The sequence below is a fragment of the Kribbella endophytica genome, from assembly GCF_054781295.1.
Genome location: NZ_BAAGUR010000001.1, coordinates 3,507,798 through 3,526,752 on the forward strand (window position 1 = coordinate 3,507,798; position 18,955 = coordinate 3,526,752).

At 66.9% G+C, this 18,955-nt stretch carries 20 protein-coding genes and 1 tRNA gene; 11 read left to right on the forward strand and 10 right to left on the reverse strand.

What is annotated here, in order from left to right; all coding sequences use genetic code 11:
- Positions 1 to 31 precede the first annotated feature (31 nt).
- Together ACYVIO_RS16795 and ACYVIO_RS16800 are read right to left on the reverse strand one after the other, a co-directional pair.
- Positions 32 to 1,681: a ferritin family protein gene (locus ACYVIO_RS16795; RefSeq protein ID WP_460651703.1), complete on the reverse strand. Its 1,650-nt coding sequence runs from the start codon at positions 1,679 to 1,681 to the stop codon at positions 32 to 34.
- A 158-nt stretch (positions 1,682 to 1,839) separates the two neighbouring features.
- On the reverse strand, positions 1,840 to 2,085 hold the full coding sequence (locus ACYVIO_RS16800; RefSeq protein WP_460651704.1) for a hypothetical protein: 246 nt from the start codon (positions 2,083 to 2,085) through the stop codon (positions 1,840 to 1,842).
- A 132-nt stretch (positions 2,086 to 2,217) separates the two neighbouring features.
- On the opposite strand from ACYVIO_RS16800, the gene ACYVIO_RS16805 reads away from it, so the two are divergent.
- Positions 2,218 to 4,008: a sigma-54-dependent Fis family transcriptional regulator gene (locus tag ACYVIO_RS16805; RefSeq protein ID WP_460651705.1), complete on the forward strand. Its 1,791-nt coding sequence runs from the start codon at positions 2,218 to 2,220 to the stop codon at positions 4,006 to 4,008.
- 173 nt (positions 4,009 to 4,181) lie between these two features.
- Here the strand turns inward: ACYVIO_RS16805 and ACYVIO_RS16810 are convergent, their stop codons facing one another.
- Both ACYVIO_RS16810 and ACYVIO_RS16815 read right to left on the reverse strand, forming a co-directional pair.
- Complete coding sequence (locus ACYVIO_RS16810; RefSeq protein ID WP_460651706.1) at positions 4,182 to 4,970, reverse strand: SDR family NAD(P)-dependent oxidoreductase; 789 nt, start codon at positions 4,968 to 4,970, stop codon at positions 4,182 to 4,184.
- A gap of 136 nt (positions 4,971 to 5,106) precedes the next feature.
- Positions 5,107 to 5,670, reverse strand: a complete 564-nt coding sequence (locus ACYVIO_RS16815) for a TetR family transcriptional regulator (protein ID WP_460651707.1) — start codon at positions 5,668 to 5,670, stop codon at positions 5,107 to 5,109.
- A 178-nt stretch (positions 5,671 to 5,848) separates the two neighbouring features.
- Here ACYVIO_RS16815 and ACYVIO_RS16820 point away from each other — a divergent pair, with 178 nt between their 5' ends.
- Together ACYVIO_RS16820 and ACYVIO_RS16825 are read left to right on the forward strand one after the other, a co-directional pair.
- A complete protein-coding gene (locus tag ACYVIO_RS16820) occupies positions 5,849 to 7,006 on the forward strand; it encodes an epoxide hydrolase family protein (RefSeq protein ID WP_460651708.1) in 1,158 nt (385 codons plus the stop codon).
- 555 nt (positions 7,007 to 7,561) lie between these two features.
- Entirely contained in the window at positions 7,562 to 8,092 is a 531-nt protein-coding gene (locus ACYVIO_RS16825; protein WP_460651709.1) for a hypothetical protein, read from the forward strand.
- An 85-nt stretch (positions 8,093 to 8,177) separates the two neighbouring features.
- On the opposite strand, the gene ACYVIO_RS16830 is transcribed toward ACYVIO_RS16825, so the two are convergent.
- Positions 8,178 to 8,918, reverse strand: a complete 741-nt coding sequence (locus tag ACYVIO_RS16830; protein WP_460651710.1) for a class I SAM-dependent methyltransferase — start codon at positions 8,916 to 8,918, stop codon at positions 8,178 to 8,180.
- Positions 8,905 to 10,401: a hypothetical protein gene (locus tag ACYVIO_RS16835; RefSeq protein WP_460651711.1), complete on the reverse strand. Its 1,497-nt coding sequence runs from the start codon at positions 10,399 to 10,401 to the stop codon at positions 8,905 to 8,907. Before ACYVIO_RS16835 ends, ACYVIO_RS16830 begins: the two co-directional genes overlap by 14 nt.
- A 319-nt stretch (positions 10,402 to 10,720) precedes the next feature.
- On the opposite strand from ACYVIO_RS16835, the gene ACYVIO_RS16840 reads away from it, so the two are divergent.
- From ACYVIO_RS16840 to ACYVIO_RS16850, 3 genes are read left to right on the forward strand one after another with little or no spacing between them, the layout of a single operon-like run.
- The gene (locus ACYVIO_RS16840; protein ID WP_460651712.1) at positions 10,721 to 11,650 is read left to right on the forward strand and encodes a hypothetical protein; all 930 of its coding nucleotides are present in this window, start codon (positions 10,721 to 10,723) and stop codon (positions 11,648 to 11,650) included.
- A complete protein-coding gene (locus tag ACYVIO_RS16845; RefSeq protein WP_460651713.1) occupies positions 11,637 to 12,332 on the forward strand; it encodes a RibD family protein in 696 nt (231 codons plus the stop codon). The genes ACYVIO_RS16840 and ACYVIO_RS16845 overlap by 14 nt, the downstream gene beginning before the upstream one ends.
- The gene (locus ACYVIO_RS16850) at positions 12,325 to 12,783 is read left to right on the forward strand and encodes a deaminase (RefSeq protein WP_460651714.1); all 459 of its coding nucleotides are present in this window, start codon (positions 12,325 to 12,327) and stop codon (positions 12,781 to 12,783) included. The genes ACYVIO_RS16845 and ACYVIO_RS16850 overlap by 8 nt, the downstream gene beginning before the upstream one ends.
- A 167-nt stretch (positions 12,784 to 12,950) precedes the next feature.
- Here the strand turns inward: ACYVIO_RS16850 and ACYVIO_RS16855 are convergent.
- From ACYVIO_RS16855 to bcp, 3 genes are all read right to left on the reverse strand, one after another.
- Positions 12,951 to 13,031, reverse strand: a tRNA-Leu gene (locus ACYVIO_RS16855).
- 42 nt (positions 13,032 to 13,073) lie between these two features.
- Positions 13,074 to 14,675, reverse strand: coding sequence for a VWA domain-containing protein (locus tag ACYVIO_RS16860; RefSeq protein WP_460651715.1), 1,602 nt, complete (start codon positions 14,673 to 14,675; stop codon positions 13,074 to 13,076).
- Positions 14,676 to 15,035: 360 nt separating this feature from the next.
- Positions 15,036 to 15,503, reverse strand: coding sequence for a thioredoxin-dependent thiol peroxidase (gene bcp, locus ACYVIO_RS16865; protein WP_460651716.1), 468 nt, complete (start codon positions 15,501 to 15,503; stop codon positions 15,036 to 15,038).
- 175 nt (positions 15,504 to 15,678) lie between these two features.
- On the opposite strand from bcp, the gene ACYVIO_RS16870 reads away from it, so the two are divergent.
- Genes ACYVIO_RS16870 through ACYVIO_RS16880 form a run of 3 tightly spaced genes read left to right on the forward strand, consistent with a single transcriptional unit; the run spans position 15,679 to position 17,366 of the window.
- Complete coding sequence (locus ACYVIO_RS16870) at positions 15,679 to 16,722, forward strand: glucose 1-dehydrogenase (protein WP_460651717.1); 1,044 nt, start codon at positions 15,679 to 15,681, stop codon at positions 16,720 to 16,722.
- Positions 16,723 to 16,767: 45 nt separating this feature from the next.
- Positions 16,768 to 17,031 (forward strand): DUF3618 domain-containing protein, encoded by a 264-nt coding sequence (locus ACYVIO_RS16875; protein WP_184804799.1) that lies wholly within the window; start codon positions 16,768 to 16,770, stop codon positions 17,029 to 17,031.
- Positions 17,028 to 17,366, forward strand: a complete 339-nt coding sequence (locus tag ACYVIO_RS16880) for a GroES family chaperonin (protein WP_460651718.1) — start codon at positions 17,028 to 17,030, stop codon at positions 17,364 to 17,366. Before ACYVIO_RS16875 ends, ACYVIO_RS16880 begins: the two co-directional genes overlap by 4 nt.
- A gap of 7 nt (positions 17,367 to 17,373) precedes the next feature.
- On the opposite strand, the gene ACYVIO_RS16885 is transcribed toward ACYVIO_RS16880, so the two are convergent.
- Positions 17,374 to 17,751: a DoxX family protein gene (locus ACYVIO_RS16885; protein WP_460651719.1), complete on the reverse strand. Its 378-nt coding sequence runs from the start codon at positions 17,749 to 17,751 to the stop codon at positions 17,374 to 17,376.
- Positions 17,752 to 17,836: 85 nt separating this feature from the next.
- Here ACYVIO_RS16885 and ACYVIO_RS16890 point away from each other — a divergent pair, with 85 nt between their 5' ends.
- Together ACYVIO_RS16890 and ACYVIO_RS16895 are read left to right on the forward strand one after the other, a co-directional pair.
- A complete protein-coding gene (locus ACYVIO_RS16890) occupies positions 17,837 to 18,307 on the forward strand; it encodes a MarR family winged helix-turn-helix transcriptional regulator (protein WP_460651720.1) in 471 nt (156 codons plus the stop codon).
- A gap of 41 nt (positions 18,308 to 18,348) precedes the next feature.
- Positions 18,349 to 18,945: a TetR/AcrR family transcriptional regulator gene (locus tag ACYVIO_RS16895; RefSeq protein ID WP_460651721.1), complete on the forward strand. Its 597-nt coding sequence runs from the start codon at positions 18,349 to 18,351 to the stop codon at positions 18,943 to 18,945.
- The last annotated feature ends 10 nt before the right edge of the window (positions 18,946 to 18,955 follow it).

Sequence of the window (18,955 nt, forward strand, 5' to 3'; positions counted from 1 at the left end):
GTGAGGGGAACCCGCCCTCCCGTGGCAGGGGTCAGTTGTCCTTCGGTGCGCGCCCGGCGGGACCGCCGCGCACGTACCGGGCCGCGAAGGCCGTCCGCTCGTCGTCGCCCATCTCGTTCAGCAGCACGTTCGGGCTCTGCAGCGGGGGACAGCGCCGCAGATGGTCGAGCGTCCACATCTTGTCCGGGTTCAGGTCGAGGTGGGGCTGCGCGACCATCGTCTTGCCGTCGTCGCGGACGAAGCCCATGTCGGAGACGACGTCGGCCCAGTTCCAGCCGTGGTACAGCGTCTCCCACTCGCGGTGACCGATCAGCTTGCCCATGTTCGGCGTCTGCCGGCCCTGGTACGTCGGCCGGAAGGCGGTCTCGTCGGTCCACTTGCACATCTCGTGGCAGTACGTGCGCCACTGGCCGTCGACCTTGCCCATCACCATGTCCTCACGGACCAGGCAGGGCACCATGCAGGTCCAGCAGCGGTGCGGGTACTCGTAGTCGACGTCCTCGAACACGATCGGCTTGTGCCCGTTCGGCTTCGAGAGCCGGTTGTAGTTCTCCCACCAGGCGCCGTACTTGTCGTACCAGCCCGGGTACTTGAACTCGAACCACTCGAAGTCCTTGTCGGTCATCGGGTCGATCCGCCAGTAGTTGGCCAGCCAGCCGGTGGCGAAGAACTGCGCGACCTCGTGCACGTAGCCCTTGTTCCAGATCTGGTTCCAGGACTCCTCGATCAGGTCGTGCGGGATCTCCAGACCGTACTTCTCCAGCGGCACCAGGTAGCTGCGGTAGTAGTCGTCGTAGATCCAGCGCCGCCACATCTCGGCGTAGCTCTCGCGGTCCTTGCGGCGGTCCTTCGTGCCGTACTCGATGAAGGTGCCGATCGCGGCGTCGACGACGCGGTGGTTGTTCCACCAGGCGTAGCGCAGGTCGCGGGCCAGCAGCTGGTGGTTGTTCTCGTCGGCCAGGGCCATCAGCAGCGTCGCGTAGCCGTTGCTGATGTGCCGCGACTCGTCGGACTGGACCGAGTGGAACACCGTCGGCAGCAGGTAGTCGCCGTTCGCGGCCGCTTCGGCCGGCATCGCGACGAACAGCGTGTTGGTGAAGGCGGTCTCGGCCACGATCGTGAGGTAGATGCTGGCCGCCGTGATCGCGTCGCCGGTGATGAAGCCTTCCGCGAACTGCCGGCCGATGGTGCCGCAGTAGTCGCTCTGGAAGTTGCGCAGGCTGGAGTTGAAGCCCGCCGGGTCGATGTAGTTGTTCATGTACAGGCGCTTGAGGTTCTGCTGGATCGTCGAGTGCCGGACCTCGTCGATCATCTGGATCGCCTGGCCGTTGTGCAGTTCCGGGTTCGGGACCGTGCGGAACAGCAGCGGCATCGCGCGGGCGGCCGAGATCTCGGGCAGCGGGATGATGCTCAGGAACAGCTTCTGCCACTCCAGCCAGCGTTCCTGCACCTGGCGGAACATGTTGCCGCGGATCGCGCCGTCGGAGGCGCCGTACACGCGGTGGTCCTTCTCCTCCTGCATCGGGAAGTACGACCGCAGGACCTGCTTGAGCGGGTCCTTCTTCTGCGCCTTCTGGAACGTGTAGTCGGTCCCGTACTGGGAGACGGGCTCGTGGTAGGCGGGCTCCCAGGACAGCTCCTGGATCTTCTGGTGGGCCTTCGCCACACTTTGGCGACTCATGGCACTCCCTTGTGGCTCGCTGTGGCCTCTGGCCGGGCCCCACCCCCACGGGGCCGTACGACGTGAACTGCGTCACGTCCTGCTTGCCCTTGCAGTACAACGCACCCGGCACGTGACGGAAGGTCTCAAATTGAGACTCCGTACTGCGCGGATCCGGGTCAGTGGTCCCCGAAGACCGCGTCGCGGAGCCTGGCCAGCTCCGCGGCGGCGTCCTGCAGGCTGCGGGCGTCACCCGGTACAGCCGGCCGGATGCCGAGCGTGACCAGCAGCGCGGCGGCCGCCTCGCCCGGATCGCCGGCCGAACCCAGCACGGGGTGCAGCCCGGCGTCGGCGAGCTGGTGGAAGACCGCGTTGACGATCGTCCACGGGTTGTAGGTCTCGTCGATGGGTTCCTGGCCGTCCATCCGGTGCCCCTCTCCGCTCCTCCCATCAGAACCCCTGCGCGCGCTGGTGGCTGTCTCAAATTGAGACAACCGGATGCGCGCGCGTGGCTACGCTGAAGAGAGCGATGCCACCCTCGACAGTGAGGCCTCGTCGTGGAGGAACTGGAAACCATCACAGGAGGAGACAGCGGCCGGGCCGAGAAGGCCCGGTTGAGTTTCCTGACCTACGACCCCTTCCCGGTCGGCGACGTCCGCCGTCCGGTCCTCGCCTCCTGGGTCCGTTCGCGCCGGCGCAACCTGCCCGCCGACAGGATCGACCTGCCGTACGTCTCCGACCCGGATCTCGACCAGCCGCTCGCGCGGAGCGCGGACCCCGTCCTGCTGCGGCTGCACGAGCATCTCGACGGGCAGCCGATCAGCGTCATCCTGACCGAGCGGGACGGACTGGTGCTGCGGCGGCTGACCTCCGACACCGGGCTGACCCGGCACCTCGACCGGGTGCATCTCGCACCGGGGTTCAGCTACTCCGAACAGTTCGCGGGCACCAACGGCATCGGTACGGCGCTCGAGCGCGGCGGCCCGATGCATGTGTTCGGGCACGAGCACTACGCGGAGGATCTCGAGGACCTCGCGTGCGCCGGCGTACCGATCAAGCATCCGATCACCGGCAAGACCGTCGGCGCCATCGACCTCACCTGCTGGCGCAAGGACGCGGGGTCGTTGCTGATCGCGTTGGCGAAGACCACCGCGGACCAGATCCGCGCGGCGCTGCTGCGCGACTGCACGGCGCGCCAGCAGGAGCTCGTCGAGCAGTACCTGCAGGCAGGACGTCGTACGGCGGACATGGTGCTCGCCTTCGACGGCGACCTCCTGGTGATGAACGCCAACGCCCGGCGCAACCTCGACAACAGTGACCAGGCGGCCATCCTCGCCCAGGGCTCCGAGTTGCTGGCCGACGGCCGAGCCGCCATCGCCGTGGAACTGCCGAGCGGCACCCGCGTCCGGATCACCTGCCGCCCTGTGCCCGAAGGCGTCCGCACCACGGCCGCAGTCCTCCAAGTGACGCCTCGCGCTCCCGGCCTTGGGGTGATGACTGTCCGAGCCAGCCGCCCGCCACCACGCCCCGAGCTCCCCGGCATGGTCGGCCGCAGCGGCCCCTGGCTCGCCTGCTGCCGAGACGTCGACAACGCCTACCGCGCCGGCCAGTGGACCGTACTCAGCGGCGAAGCCGGCAGCGGCAAGGCCGCCCTCGCCCGCGGCGCCCACCAGCAGAACAACCCCGCCGGCGCCCTCGCCGTCATGGACGCGGCCTCGTCAACGGACCTCGCGTCCGACGTAGAAGCAGAACTCTCCGACGACACCGTCCAGGCCCTGGTCATCCGCCACGCCGAGCACCTGACCCCACCCCAGCTCGACGACCTGGTCGGCGCCTTCTACACCGCCGTAGAACGCCGCCGCTCCGACCCACCCTGGGTCGCCTTGACCCTCACCACCACAGGCACCTCCGACCCAGACCTGGGCGACCTTCTCCCGCTCTTCCCTCTGACCGTCACCGTCCCACCTCTACGCCACCACTCCGAAGACATCCGAGAACTGGTCCCCTACTTCCTGAGCCAGCTGAGCCGAGGAGCCCTCCGCTCTTCCCCCGAGGCCCTCCACCAACTCCTACGGTCCTCCTGGCCCGGCAACACCGCAGAACTCCGCCAGGTCCTCAAACAAATAGTCGCCCACCGCCGCCGTACCGGCGTAGTGGTCCTGGGCGATCTCCCCGCCGACCTCCAGTCCATCAGCCGCCGAAGCCTCAGCCAACTGGAGTCCCTCGAACGCGACGCCATCATCCGCAGCCTCCTCGACAACAACGGCAACCGCCGAGAAGCCGCCCGAGCCCTGGGCATGTCCAGAGCCACCATCTACCGAAAGATCCACGACTACGGCATCCGCTGACGAAGCCCCTCGACCCAGGAACGCCCTGGCAGCGCTCACCCTCTGGTGAACACCACGCCGGCGTCGATGACGGCGGGTCCGACGATCATGCCGAGTTGGTTGCCGGAGGCACCGAACCGGGCCTGCGGCCGACTGGCGGCCCGCACGCCCGGCCATGGGCGCGGTGGGGTCGGTCAGCCGTTGTAGCGGTCGGCCGCGGTCGAGCGCGACAGGTTCGGGAGGAGGACCTGGCGGGCCTTCTCGAAGTTCTCGAGGTCGGTCAGGTCCGGGAGCGACAGCGGGGTGATCTGCTCGCCCGCGTCGAGTCCGGCCAGCGCGGCGGCGACCGCGACGTCGGCATCCATCACCCATTCCGGCGGGAACGCGCTGAGCTCGATGCCGGACCCGTCCCAGAACTCGGTCCGTACGGCGCCGGGCAGAACCGCCTGGACGCGGATCGCGCTCTCGGCCAGCTCCTGCTGCAGGGACTGGGTGAAGGTCAGCACGTAGCTCTTGGTGCCGCTGTAGACCGCGCTCGCGGGCAGGAAGTTGATCGCCAGGGCCGAGGAGACGTTGACGAGCGTCCCGGCGCCGCGGGCGGTGAAGCCGTCGACGGCTGCGGTGGCCAGCCTGGTCAGCGCGGTGACGTTGAGCGCGATGAGGTTGTCGTACGCCGCGACGTCGCCTCCCGCGACGGTCCCGAACAGCGAGCCGCCGGCGTTGTTGATCAGTACGCCGATGGAGCGGTCCTGGCGCAGCCGGTCCTCGACCACCGCGAGCTCGGCGGGGACGGTCAGGTCGGCGACGACGCTCTCGACCTTGCGGCCGGAGTTCTGGGAGATCTCGGCGGCGAGGTCGTCCAGGCGGGCCTTGTTGCGGGCGACCAGGACAAGGTCGTGGCCGCGCTCGGCCAGACGCCGGGCGTACTCGGCGCCCAGACCGGTGGAGGCGCCGGTGACGACGGCGGTGGTGGTGTCAGACATGGGGGTTCCTCGAGGTCAACGGCGTACAGCCGGATGAATAGATGATGGCCAACAGCTATCGGCTGTCAGTTAGAGTACACCCATCATCTAATCGAGGTGCGGCGCGGCCTTCCGTCGGCCCGCCGGACAGGATCGCTCAGTCGATCAGCGCGGTGCGGGCCGCCTCGAGGATGCGGTCCGAGACGTCGGATCCCTCGGTCGCCCGGGACAGGATCAGTGCGCCGACCAGCGTGCACATGGTCGCGATGTCCGGACCCTCGGTGGTCTCGTCGGTCAACCAGTCGGCGAACGCCTCGACGCCATCGGCGTACGGCGGACGGGCGGGACTGTCCAGCTCCTCGCGGCTCATGTCCGCTCCAAGGCCGGCGCTGGGGCAACCGCCGCCGGTGTCCTTGCGATGCTCGGGGGACAGGTAGTACTCGATCAGTTCTGTTCGAGCGGTCCGGTGGTCGCCCGGGTTCCGCTGGTCGTACCCGTCGAGGAACTCGCCCATCTGCTGGAACGCCTCGCGGGTGGCCTCGGTCAGCAAGGCTTCCTTGGACTCGAAGTGCCGGTAGAAGCCCCCGTGGGTCAGGCCGGCGGCGGCCATGATGTCCGCCACGCTGACGTTGCGGACCCCGCGCTCGCGGAACAAGCGGGCGGCGGCGGTCACCACCTGATCGCGGTGCTCCTGCGCCTGCGCACGCGAAACCCGTCCCATGACTCACCTCTCGGCATCAACCCAATAGATTACTCCAATCATCTTACGCGGCAGCTTCTCCACCGACCGGTCGCTCGCCAGGCGACAAGCCGGTGGTAGGCGCGGAGCCTGCCGTTAGGGTGACGTACGGACAGGCGTGCAGCGTCTACTGGTTGGCCACCACGGGGAGGAATCACTGATGACGCATGAGCCGCAGTCCTTCGACCCGGCTCCCGGTGGTCCGGCGACAAGTGAGCTCCGTGCTCGACTTCTGACCGCGAGGTTCCCGGCCGAGCAGCCCGTGGACGACTGGTCGGCCGGAACTCCGGTGTCCTTCGCGCGCGATCTCATCAACGAGTGGGCCACCGCCTTCGACTTCGACGAGTACGCCGCCAGGCTTCGGGCGCTTCCTCACTTCCGCCTGGAGATCGACGGTGCGTGGACCCATTTCCTGCACGTCCGCAGTCCGCACCCCCACGCCAGACCGATCGTCATCACTCACGGGTGGCCCAGTTCGTTCCTCGAGATCGTTCCTCTCCTCGAGCGGCTGACGAAGCCTGAACTGCACGGAGGACGACCGGAAGATGCCTTCCACGTCGTCGTACCGTCGATGCCCGGGTTCGCCTACTCCGACACGTTCAGGAAGCTCGACCAGCTGACCGCTGCCTCGATCGCGGACCGCTGGCGAGTCCTGATGTCCCGTCTCGGCTACGAGTCGTTCTTCGCCTCCGGCGGGGACATCGGAGCACGGGTGACGGCCTGGTTGGCCGTTCGACACCCTGACGCGGTCCTCGGTGCTCACGTCAGCACCAACGCGCTGAGCCCGGTCCGCACCCCGGCAGTTCACGACGGCACGCTGACTGCCGAGGAGAACGAATGGCTCGCCACGATGGCCACCCGGGCAGAGCAGGAGGGTGCCTATCACCATCTCCAGGCCACCAAGCCCCTGACCGTCGCACTCGCTGTCGCCGACTCCCCAGTAGCGCTCGCCGCCTGGGTCGTCGAGAAGTGGCAGGCGTGGAGCACCCTCGACCTGACCGATCCAGCCACCCGTACGACGTTGCTCACCCTTCTGACCCTCTACTGGACAACAGGTTCGTTCGGCTCATCAGTGATGCACTACCACGCCCACGACCTCTCCCCAGGATCCCGCCCGACCAGAGATCCCGCTGCGGCGCCCATGTCCGTGTACGCCAGTCAGTCGGAGATCGGCGGCGTCCCGCCGCGTTCCCTCGCGGAGCGCCAGTTCCACCACCCCCGATGGAGCGTCCTGCCCCGCGGCGGCCACTTCATGGCCACCGAGGAACCCGACCTGCTCGCCCAGGACATCCGAGAGTTCACCGCCGCCCTGCGCTAACCACGGTCCCTGCGCCGAATCAGTTACCCGTGCACTTGGCTGTCGTGCTTGAGGCAACCGACGTCCTTCCGCCTGGCCGGCTGTGGGGCGGTCACCCCCCGGGTGCTGCGAAGCGCGCCGGCGTGCTGCGATTCGCCGTCCGTCGGTCCGCCCGTCCGCCCGCCCGCGTGCTGTGCTCCGCCGCCCGCCGCCCGCCGCCCGCCGCCCGCCGCCCGCCGCCCGCCGCCCGCCGCCCGCCGCCCGCCCGCCCCCCGTCGCGCAGTTCGCGGTCGCGCTGCCCGCGGCCGCGCTGCTCCGGGGGAGCGAGCAGCGCCCTCGCGGCGTGGTCTGCGCTGACCACGTCACTGCGAAGCGCGTCTGCGTGCTGCGGTCGCGCTGTTCGCGGTCGAACTGCTCCGAGGAAGCGAGCGGACCAGGCGTCGTTCGTGACCGCGGCGACGCTCGCGGTCGACGGCGGCTGGACCACCGCGGCGACACGACTCAGATCAGTGAGAGGCGGGCGGCCAGGCGCTAGCCTTCCGGGAAGGAATCGATCTTGGCCTCCGGGGGGACATCGTGGCGAAGAAGCAAGCCGACCCATTGCCGCAACACACGGCCGAAGAGATCCGCGCCGCGTGTGAGGCCCCGCTCCCCACGGGCGTGACGATGGTCCTGCTGAAGAAGACAGTGACCGGCCTGTACGTTCACGAGGATGGCGTCTCGGTCCTCGACCGCCCCGACCGTCCATGGCGTCAACTGCCCGCGGTCACGAGGGTGTCCCGCGGCATGTTCATCCGCAGCCGCATCAGGCTCCGCTTCGCCGACGGCAGCAAGGCAACAGTGCGCCCGTACAAGCCCAAGTTCCGCTGCCTGCTCGAGACAGGCAAGCGCGACAGCCTGAACTTCTCCTCAACAACCAGCGGCGACGCCCGCAGCAACGACTCGCCCCTAGACAGCCTCACCGCCATCGTCGTAATCCTGGCAGCAATGGTGCTGTTCCCCATCTCCCTGATCATGCTGGCCCGCGAGATCTCCGGCACTTCCGCCCGAGCAAAACAGGCCGCCCTGCTCCTGCCCCAGCTGCAGTCCATCGCCCAGACCCAGTGAACCGTCGGGCAAGTCCGTGGTCGCGGCCAGCGCCGCATTGACGATGCCACAGTGATCTCCGCCTTCCGCTGAGGCAGCATTCGCCTCAGCGGAAGGCGACCACGAACTCGTCCATCGTCCGTGCAGGCCCCACAACCCCACGTGAGTCGGCAATCTCGACCCGCACGAACCCGACCCGCAGCAGCATCTCGGTCAGCACATCCATCCCAATCACCCTGCGGCGCAGCAGATCCCGGTCCACCCCGCCACGGTCATGCACCCACCGCCGCTCGGTGATCTGCACTCCGTCGACTGCATCCCAGTAGCTCTCCACCTCGACCGACGCCATCACCAAGTCGTTTTCGACCCGCAACTCCCGCCGCGACACCTCCGGAAGCGGCTGCATCAACGTCGAAATGATCACCACCGCCCCCTCGCCGGCGTGCACGGCAACTGTCGCCAGCGCGGCCTCCACCTCGTCCTCACTCTGCAAGTACGCAAGGCCGTTCCCCAAACAGGTGATCACATCGAACGTCCGCCCCAACCGAACGCTCCGCATATCACCCACCAGAAGCTCAACCCCGTACCGTCGGCGCCCGTACTCCACCAACTGCTCCTGCAGATCCACCCCGACGGCGTCCACCCCGAGCCGCGCCACCAGCTCCGCCAGATGCCGCCCAGTCCCACACCCAAGATCAAGCAACCTCCTAGGCCGGCTTCCCGCCGCACGCAAGATCCCCACAACCCCACCGACGACCCCGTCACCCTCGCCCATCAAGTCGTAAAGCCCAGGCCACCGATAAGCAAGATTCGCCTCTCTCAGGCCTTTCTCATCACTGTCGCCCACGTCTGAACTCCTCGCGACATCCATCCATACTCTGCAGACTTCTCTCCACGGCCAGCGTGTCGTAGAGCAGCGGCGAGATCCTGTCTGCCCCCACCGACCATCGCAACTCCCGCTCCAGTTCGCCGCGGTGCACGAATCCCTCATCGATCAGAATCGATTTCGCCAGCATCGCCCGCACCATCGCCAGACCATTCTTCCGAAGAGCTAGTTGCATCGTCTCATCGAAGCTCTCGGGGATCTGAGGCACTGTCACTGCTTCATCGAACCCGCGCCGCTTCAAGCGCTCTCGCAGCAATCGCTTGTCCTTGCGCCAGTGCAGTGGCAATGACTCCGAGAAACGCAGGACCTGGGGCGCGGCCAGCGGGGCGACAGGCCAGAGTCCTGAGTGCAGATACGCAGGACCACGTGCAGCAAACGCCATCAAGCAGGGAACTGCCGTAGCGGCCGCAGGCGCAACATTGGTTTCCAGGTCAGCCATCGCATCACGGGCGCGGTCCCCGAGCCAGGACGGAACGGAGGGCAGGCGCCTCGGGGTGGTCCGCTCGTTCGTTCGTAAACTCATCGCCTCGTCGCCGCCGAAGCCGGTCAGCATCACTGCGGTTCCCTGCTGGGCAGCGAGTCGCCGAAGTTCGTCGAAGGCCTCCCGGTAGACGTCGCCATCGGCGTAGTGGGGACGGCTGACTGACCGTGGTCCGCGATCGCAGAACGGCAGATGCTCGCTCGTCGCCGCGCTGGCATCCTTCAGGCCGAGCCTGCGAATCAAGGAGGCTCGGCGGAACCGCTGCGCGCTCTCTCCAGGCCCTGCCGTGACGAGTCCGTATGCCGACAGTTGCTCCAGTGTGCAGCCGTTCGCCGCTACGGCCACATTGGCCGAGTCAACCCCTCCGGACAGCTCCAACCCTGCTCGATGTCTTGTCAAGATCGGAGCGATCTGCTCCTCAAGCAGCTGATCGATCACCTCAACAGGGTCACAACTTCGCCGCAGTTGCCGGGCTTCCAGAATGTGTTCGGCGTCGGATGGATATATCAGAGCCAGGCCGTCCTGATTGAAGGATGCGAGCGCTCGCTCTGTCAGGCGACGGATCGCAACGAACAGGGTGTCCGATGAGTATCTGTGTCGCCGAGCCAGTAGCCGGGTCACCGCGCGATCGAGGAGATCGTTTTCGCTGACCGATCGAAGGTCAGCAGGCTCCCATGAACCGTGAAGTACCCCATCGTGCACCGCGAGATATACCGGCGCGACGCCACCGCTTCCCGCTCTCAGGGTCGCGCTGGTGCTGTCGATCTCGACAGTCAGTTCATCTTCCGGAGGAATGTTCGGTCGCACAACAAGACGTAGAGTTCCTGGTCGTACGCTGCCGCTGGTCTCCAGCGCACTGTGCGCGAGCGGTTCGATGAAGCTGCTTCCGGACCGCCATACGCCGCGATGATCTTGTCGCCACGAGCTGCCCAAGTCGCCCACCCGTATTCGCAGACGCAACATTCAGTCAGCTCCTCGCCGTCGTGGGCCACGGCGCCGATGCGCCGTGGCCCACAGTCGTCAGTTGCAGTGATCGCCGTTCGCATCTTGATGACCGGGCATCTTGCGCCCGTACTCGTCAGCAGCCTCGGGTACTCCAAGAACGCCTTCGCCGACGAAGAAGTCGTCGAAATCCATCCGTCTCACCTCCCTTGTTGGGTCGATGAATCAATAGTCGTGCGGATCTCGGAGTCTCGAAATCGACTGAGGCCGTGGACCGGTCCCACGGAATGGCTCCACCCAGCTACTCTCGGTACGTGACGAAGCGTCCTCGGAGCGGCTGTTGACCCGGCGGAAGGTGTTCGATCCCGCAAGTGTTCCAGCGTCCTTCTGGAGGGAACAGGCGGTACAGACAGCGTTGGCGCGCCGAGATATCGGCAACTTGCTCCGAACCTACCTGGCGGCATTCGCCGACTGCACTCAAACCCAGCTGGCCTTGCTGACCGAGCACGACCGGTCCGATATCTCGAACTGGGTTCGCGGCACCAGACTCGGTCAGGTCACCGACATCGGTGTACTGACCCGGATCGCCGAAGGTATGCAGTTGCCGGACGAGGCCCGAATGCTGATGGGTCTGGCGCCGGCCGACACTCTTGTCACATCGGTCCTCGATGAACGCGAGCTGGCTGGTGCGAGTTCCGGGGCCGGGCGTAGACGCCTGGATGGCTCCGGCCCGTCAAGTACCCGCATTGCCATCTGCGGAAGCCGGAGCGATGGAGTCGAGGATCGTGTGGTCGACGCGGCGGTCCGATCCCTCGCACGGCTGGTGATGATCCGCCGGCTGCGAGTCAATCACGGCCCGGTTGGCATCGGCATCGAAGTGATGACACACATTGCGGACCACTACCAACCTCCCGGCCTGCGTGGCGCCGTCGCCATCTTCGGTCGCCGCAACGTCGTCGCTGACGCCGCTTATGTCGTAGTCATAGGCGGTGGACCGGGCACTCGCGCAGAGACGGACCTGGCCATGGCGATGGGCAAGCAGATCCTTCCGCTTGGAGCCAGCGGGGGAACGGCTTCCGCGGTGCTGCACCAGTTGCTGAGGAGCGAATCCCGCAGCGATTGGTCGGAAGGGGACTACCTTGCTGCGCTGCGCCAGTTCGCCAGTCTGTCGTCCGGGGCCACCGCAACCGAGATCGAACAGATGTCCGATGATTTCGTCGAGATGATCGATCATCTCGTCCAGTCGAACCTAGGAGATGCGAGTGCCTGACCGTCCGTACGTCCTGCTGTCCGTCGCGGCATCGGTGGACGGCTATATCGATGACAACTCCGACCAGCGGCTACTGCTCTCGAACGACGAAGACTTCGATCGAGTCGACGAGGTGCGCGCGGGGGTCGACGCGATTCTGGTCGGCGCGAACACGATCCGCAGGGACAATCCACGTCTCCTGGTTCGTTCCCAGGAACGCAGGGACGCCAGAGTCGCGGACGGAAAATCTGAGTCGCCTCTCAAGATCACCTTGACCTCCAAGGGAAAGCTGGATCCGGCTGCGAGCTTCTTCGCGGCTGGCGATGTGACAAAGGTGGTGTACGCGCCGTCGTCTGCCCTCGCCAATGTCGAGGAGGCTGTCGGCGAGGTCAGTGACGTAGTCGCTGCCGGTGATCCCATCGATCTGAATGTTGTCCTCGACGACCTCGCCGCGCGCGGTGTCCGGCGTCTCATGGTCGAGGGTGGTGGAACAGTTCACACACAGTTCCTTTCGGCCGGTCTGGTGGATGAGCTCCAGCTGGTGGTGGCGCCCTTTCTCGTTGGCGACCGGCAGGCCCCGCGGTTCGTAGGCGAGGCGTTGTTCCCGCAAGACTCCAGCCATCGAATGAACCTGGCGGAGGTTCGGCAAATCGGAGATGTAGTGCTTCTCCGGTACCTTCCGAAGCGGGGTACCGATGTCTGAGCGCGACGATCTCCGCTGGTTGCGGGAGGCCATTGAGCTGTCCCGTTCTTGTCCGGTCTCCGCCACGGCCTTCTCGGTCGGCGCGGTCATTCTGGGAGCGGATGGACAGGTTCTTTCGACGGGCTACTCCCGAGAGGGGGACCCGCATGATCATGCGGAGGAAGCTGCACTCAGCAAACTTCCCATCGATGACCGGCGCCTACGCGAAGCGACGATCTACAGCTCCCTCGAGCCGTGTAGCAAGCGTGCGTCAAGGCCGCGAACATGCTCGGAGTTGATCATCGACGCGGGGATTCCGCGAGTGGTCTATGCCTGGCGGGAACCCGTGCTGTTCGTCGACGGCGAGGGGGACGAGAAGCTCCGCGAGGCGGAAGTCGCCGTCGTCCACCTACCTCAGCTGGCGGACCTGGTCATTGAGATCAACGCACATCTGATGGGGTCGGGCTCGTAGTAGTCGCCGACCTCAAGTTGACAGGCGGCCTCAGCCACAGACTGCCAAACTATATTTGTTCTTTGTGTCTATGTATTTCTGTTCTTTTTCTTTGCCTGGTTTGTTGCTGTTGGTTTCCCGACCTGCGTTTTGACCTGGCTGTCGGGTTCACCTGTTGTTCCGTTGGGTGCCAGAGGCGGGACTTGAACCCGCACGCCCGAGGGCACCGGCACCTAAAGCCGGCGTGTCTGCCGTTCCACCACTCTGGCTGGGGTTGCTCCCCAGGAGGTCATCCTAGGGAGCAACCGGTGTCAGCGGTTCTGCAGGGCGTCGATGAAGACGTCCTGGAGGTCCGTGGGGTTGCGGGCGACGTAGCTCTGGCCGCCGGTGGCTTGGGCCAGGCGCTTGAGCTCGGTCTCGTCCGCGTCGGGGCCGATGCCGAGGGCGATGATGCGGACCGGGCGGGCCGGGTCCTTCAGGCCTTCGAGGATCTGCAGGGTGCGGTCGAGGCTGTCGCTGCCGGGGTCGTCGTTCTTGCCGTCGGTGAAGAGCAGGACGGTGTTGACGGCGCCCGAGTCGTACTGGCTGCGGACTTCCTTGATCGCGGCGATGGCCGTGTCGTACAGACCGGTGCCGCCGCCGACCTGGGCCGACTGTGACGTCAGGTTGCTGATCATCGCCCGCCGGTGGGCCGGGGTCAGTTTGTCGATCGGGACCAGCTTCTTGAAGTCGGCCTGGAGGGGGCCGATCTTGGTGGAGAACACCCACAGGCCCAGTTCGGCCGACTCGGGGAACAGCTTGAGGCCGTAGGCGGCCGCCTCGATGGTCAGCTGCATCCGGGTCTTGGCGCTACCGGGGACCTTCTCGGCCATCGAGCCCGAGACGTCGATGACGGCCAGTGAGTGGGCCGACAGCGACAGCGTCGTCCAGCTCAGCAGGGCCTTCTCGATCGCGCTGGCGGTCGGCTTGGTCAGCTGGGTGATGTCGCCGACGCCGCGGCCTTCGCCGAGCGGGCTCATCAGGGCGTCGCGGAAGCCCGCGTCGTCCCGTGACTGGCCGACGGCGTCGGACAGCATCTGCTCGCCGAGCGCCTTGCCGGCGTCGGTGATCGCCTCCGCGTTGGTCTTGGCGGTGACCACGACCGGGTAGTCCATCAGTAGCGTCCCGCTGCGCGGCACGATCGCCTTCAGCTGCGCCGCCGGGTTCTCGTCCTGGTACTTGACGAACGCCTGCTCGGACATCGGTACGACGGTCGAGCTGCCGTCGGAGGCAGCCCGGCTGAGCGGCCCGTTCACCTCGGTGTACTGCTTCGGCATCGAGCCGAGGCGCTGCGCGAGCGGTACGAGCACCTTGGCGACCTGGCTGTTCGACGCCGAGGTCTTGGCCCGTTCGGCCTGGATCGCCAGCAGCGCGAGCGCTCCCGACGCCTGCTTCGCCGGGTCGAGCAGGGCCGGCTGGGTCGTCGCGAAGAGGCTCAGCCACGACGAGGTGTTCGCGAAGTTCTCGGACCGGCCGACCAGTACCAGAGGCGACGTGGCCAGTGACGGGACCGCGATGCTCGGGATGGACTCGCCGTCGTCGGCCCGACCCACCCACAGCGAGGAGTCCGGCACCCACAGGTCGGGCCGGCTGTCACCGCCGGCGGAGATCTCCGCGGCGACCGACGCGGACTGCGCGGCGGTGATGGTGAACTGCAGACAGGGGTTCCCGTCCTCGCCGCCCTTGGCCATCAAAGCCTTGGTCGCCTGGTCCAGCTGAGGCTGGAACTCGGGCGTCGTGCTGAGTTTGACCTGGGTCGGCTCGTCACACTTACCGCCCAGCAAACCGTCGGCGCCGGACTCGGATCCGAAGGAGCGGACCACGAACACGGCACCCAGCGAGAGCACCAAGAGACCGACGGCGGTCAAGTACACCGGACGGCGGTTGTTGTTACTTCGCGTTACCGCAGAGGAATGTTTTCCCATCGCGGCAGGTCCCTCCCTCCCAGAGGCAGACTGCGCGCGCAGATTACCCGGTTTGCACTGGTCAGGGCCAAGGTCGCCGACCACCGTGACCGCACCGGAATCAGGCCGTCATCGAACGCTGGGGCCTTCCGGAGTACGGCTACTCCTCAGGCAGGCCTGAAAACTCACGCTGGGTAGTGCAGGGAACGCGGTCCGCTCCGAGTGGAGTGTGATCCAGATCACAGCACGGATTTTGCTCAAACGACCGTTCCATGGACCGTGCCCATGAAACCTTCGAAGGTTTCCCTTCGCTGAACCGGTCGAGTCGTCTCAGAGACCGAGATCGCGGCGCAGCTTGGCCACGTGACCCGTCGCCTTCACGTTGTACTGCGCGACCGCGATCTTGCCCTCGCCGTCGACGACGAAGGTCGAGCGGATCACCCCGGTCACCTTCTTGCCGTACATCGTCTTCTCGCCGAAGGCCCCGTACGCCGTGAGGACCTCCTTGTCCGGGTCGCTCAGCAGCGGGAACGTCACGCCGTCGTGCTCGCGGAACTTCTGCAGCTTGGCCGGCTTGTCCGGGGAGATCCCGAGCACCGTGTACCCGGCCGCGGCCAGCGAGTCGAGCGAGTCGCGGAAGTCGCAGGCCTGCTTGGTGCAGCCCGGCGTCATCGCGGCCGGGTAGAAGTAGACGATCACGTTCTTGCCGCGCAGGTCGCGCAGCGAGACGTCGTTGTCGTCCGCGTCGGGCAGCGTGAACTCGGGTGCGGCGTCGCCGACGGACAGGCGCTCGGACATGACGGGGTCCTTCCCTCGACAACGGCACAGGACAACGGGCACGACTGGGTGATTGTCCGACATTCTGCCGTACGCCGGGAGCAGCGGCGCGAGGGGCTCCTGTGACGGGTGGGACAGCCATGAGGTACGGCGAGGGGACTTGCGCGCGGGGACCGCGCAGGAGTGGAGTGGGCGCATGCGGGCGATGACGGTGGTTCCGGGCAAGGCTGGCTCTGCGTCCGTCGGCGAGGTCGCCGAACCGCCCGAGGCCGACGGCACGATGCTCGTCGAGGGAGTGCTAGCCGGGATCTGCGGCACGGACCTGGAGCTCGTCGCTGGTGAGTTCGGCAGCGGCAGGGCCGGGGCTGACCAGTTGGTGCTCGGTCATGAGTCGCTGGGGCAGGTGCTGGAGGCTCCGGCCGGCTCAGGCTTCTCCAGCGGGGACCTGGTCGCGGGGATCGTCCGGCGGCCCGACCGGGAGCCGTGTCCGGCCTGTGCTCGTGGGGAGTGGGACTTCTGCCGCAACGGGCTCTACACCGAGCGCGGGATCAAGGGGAATGACGGGTACGGCGCTGAGCGGTGGCGGGTCGACCCCTACTTCGCCGTACGGGTGCCTGCTGAGTTGGGGCGGCTCGGCGTACTAGTAGAGCCAGCCAGCATCCTCGCGAAGGCGTGGGAGCAGGTGGACCGTGTTGGTGGGCGCTCCTGGTACGAGCCGAAGCAAGTGCTCGTCACTGGTGCTGGGCCGATCGGGCTGCTTGCTGCACTCATTGCTGCGCAGCGTGGGTACGCCGTACATGTGCTGGATCGGTCTGACGAGGGTCCTAAGCCGCAGCTGGTGCGGGACCTGGGTGGGACCTTCCTGACTGACCTGAGCGAGCTGGAGGTCCAGCCGGACGTTGTCATCGAGGCGACTGGGGCTGGACCGGTTGTGGTGGAGGCGGCCAAGTTGCTGGCGCCGGCTGGGGTGATGTGTCTGGCGGGGATCTCGCCTGGTCCGGACCGTATTGAGGTGCAGGTGGACGCGTTGGTGCGGCAGCTCGTCGTACGGAATGCGGCGCTGGTTGGGACTGTCAATGCGGCCAAGCGGCACTATGCCGACGCTGTGGAGGTGCTGATGGCGGCCGACAAGAGCTGGCTGGAGCGGCTGATCACTCGGACCGTCCCGCTGTCGGATTGGCCCAGTGCGCTGGACAAGAAGCCCGGCGACATCAAGGTGGTCGTGGACCTGCGCGCCTGACCTGCGAGGATGGGATCAGTTGCCGGTCAGTAACGAGGAGGACAGGTGTCGGACACGCAGGCTCGTGGTACCGAGCAGATCGAGGCGGACATCGCCGCCACCCGTGCACGACTGGCCGCGACCGTGGATGAGCTGGTCGACCGCACCAGCCCCAAGAACGTCGCCAAGCGGCAGGTCGAGCAGGCGAAGGCGCAGGTGTTCGACGAGCGCGGTGAGCTGCGGACGCAGAAGCTGGTCGCTGTCGGTGCGGCTGTGGTCGGCGTGGTCGGCGTACTGCTGATGATCCGCAAGCTGGTGGGCCGCCGGTGACCCCTCGCAAGCGCCTGACCGACGACAAGCTGCCGATCCGGATGCTGCACGACCGCGTCCTGGTGTCGCTGGAGGTCGAGGGGGAGCGCAAGTCCTCGGCCGGGATCCTGATCCCGGCGACCGCGCAGATGGGCCGCCGGCTGGCGTGGGCGAAGGTGGTCGCGATCGGCGCCAACGTGCGCACGGTCGAGGTCGACGACCGCGTCCTGTTCGACCCGGAGGACCGCGCCGAGGTCGAGGTCCGCGGCGACGACTACGTGCTGCTCCGCGAACGAGACCTGCACGCCGTCGCCGCCAACCGCCTCGAAGACGGCCAAACCGGGCTTTACCTCTAGAAGAAGCTCAGAAGCTGTTCGGGCCGAAGCGGAAGATCGCCAGTACGACGGCCAGGACGAGTACGACGGCGTTGATGCCGAGGACCTGGTACTCCTTGCGTCGTACGTGGACGACGATCGCGGCGGCCATGATGACCGCCAGGCCTACGGCGGCCAGCGGGACCAGGACCGGGGCGATGTCGAGCAGGGCCGGAAGGATCAGGCCGATGGCGCCGAGGACCTCGACGGCTCCGATGAACTTGAGGGTGCCGGCGGAGAAGTCCTCGGTCCACTTCATCTGAGGGTTCGCACCCAGCTTGGCCTTGGACTGGAGCAGCTTGTTCGCCCCGGCCCCGAGGAAGAAGGCGGCCAGGACCCCGGCGACGATCCACAGAAAGACGTTCATGTCCCACTCTCGGTAGTTGGTTGACGCTTCAACTCAAGGTAGCGCGGTTGAGTTGAAGCGTCAACCAAGCCGGTAGACTGCCCGGATGGCGGAGGATGTGCGGTGGCTGGATCCCGATGAGCTGCAGGGGTGGATGGCGCTGGCGGCCATGCTGTTCAAGCTGCCCGGGGCGCTCGACTTCCAGCTGCAGCGTGACTCGGGCCTGAATCACTTCGAGTACACCGTGCTCGCCGCCCTGTCGGAGTCGCCGGACCGGTCGCGCAGGATGAGCGACCTGGCCGGCGAGGCGAACGGCACGCTGTCGCGGTTGTCGCACGTGGTGAAGCGCCTGGAGAGCCGCGGCTTCGTGCACCGCCGTCCGTACGAGGAAGACGGCCGGATCACCGTCGCCACGCTGACCGACGAGGGGTACGCCTACCTGGTGGAGGCGGCGCCGGGCCATGTCGAGAAGGTCCGCCAGTACGTCATCGACGCGCTCACGCCGGAGCAGCTCGAGCAGCTCAAGGTGATCAGCCAGCAGATCCTCGCGAAGGTCGATCCCGGCAAGCCCTGCTAAAGCCCTTGCCGCGGACCGCACGGTCGTGCTCTTATTCAAGGGTGACGAAAGGTGAGGAGACCAGAGCGGCGGTGCTCGACGTCGCCGCGGCGCAGGTCAGCGTGATCGGGCTGAGCGCGCTCAGCATCGGTCTGCTCGCCGAGCGGACGCGGCTGTCGAAGAGCGGCCTGTTCTCCCACTTCAAGTCCAAGGAGCAACTCCAGCTCGACGTGATCGACTGGACCGCGGAGCTGTTCGCCGAGCGGGTCGTCCGGCCGGCGCTGAAGGCTCCGCGCGGCGAGGCCCGGCTGCGCGCGCTGTTCGACCGCAAGCTGCGCTGGGACAGCGGCGATCTCGCCCTGCCTGGCGGCTGCTTCTTCTACAGCGTCTCCGCCGAGCTGGACGACGCGCCGCCCGGGCCGGTCCGCGACCGCTTCCTGCAGGCGTACCGCGACTACATCGACGCGCTCGCGACGATCTTCCGGACCGGGATCACCGAGGGGCAGTTCCGCCCCGACGCCGATCCGGAGCAGTACGCCTTCGACATCCAGGGTGTGCTGATGGCCTTCCATCACGCCAGCCGGCTGCTCGGCGACGACCGCGCCGAGGCGCGGGCGCGCTCGGCCTTCGAAGCGCTGCTCGACGCGGCGCGGATCTAGACAACCAGGA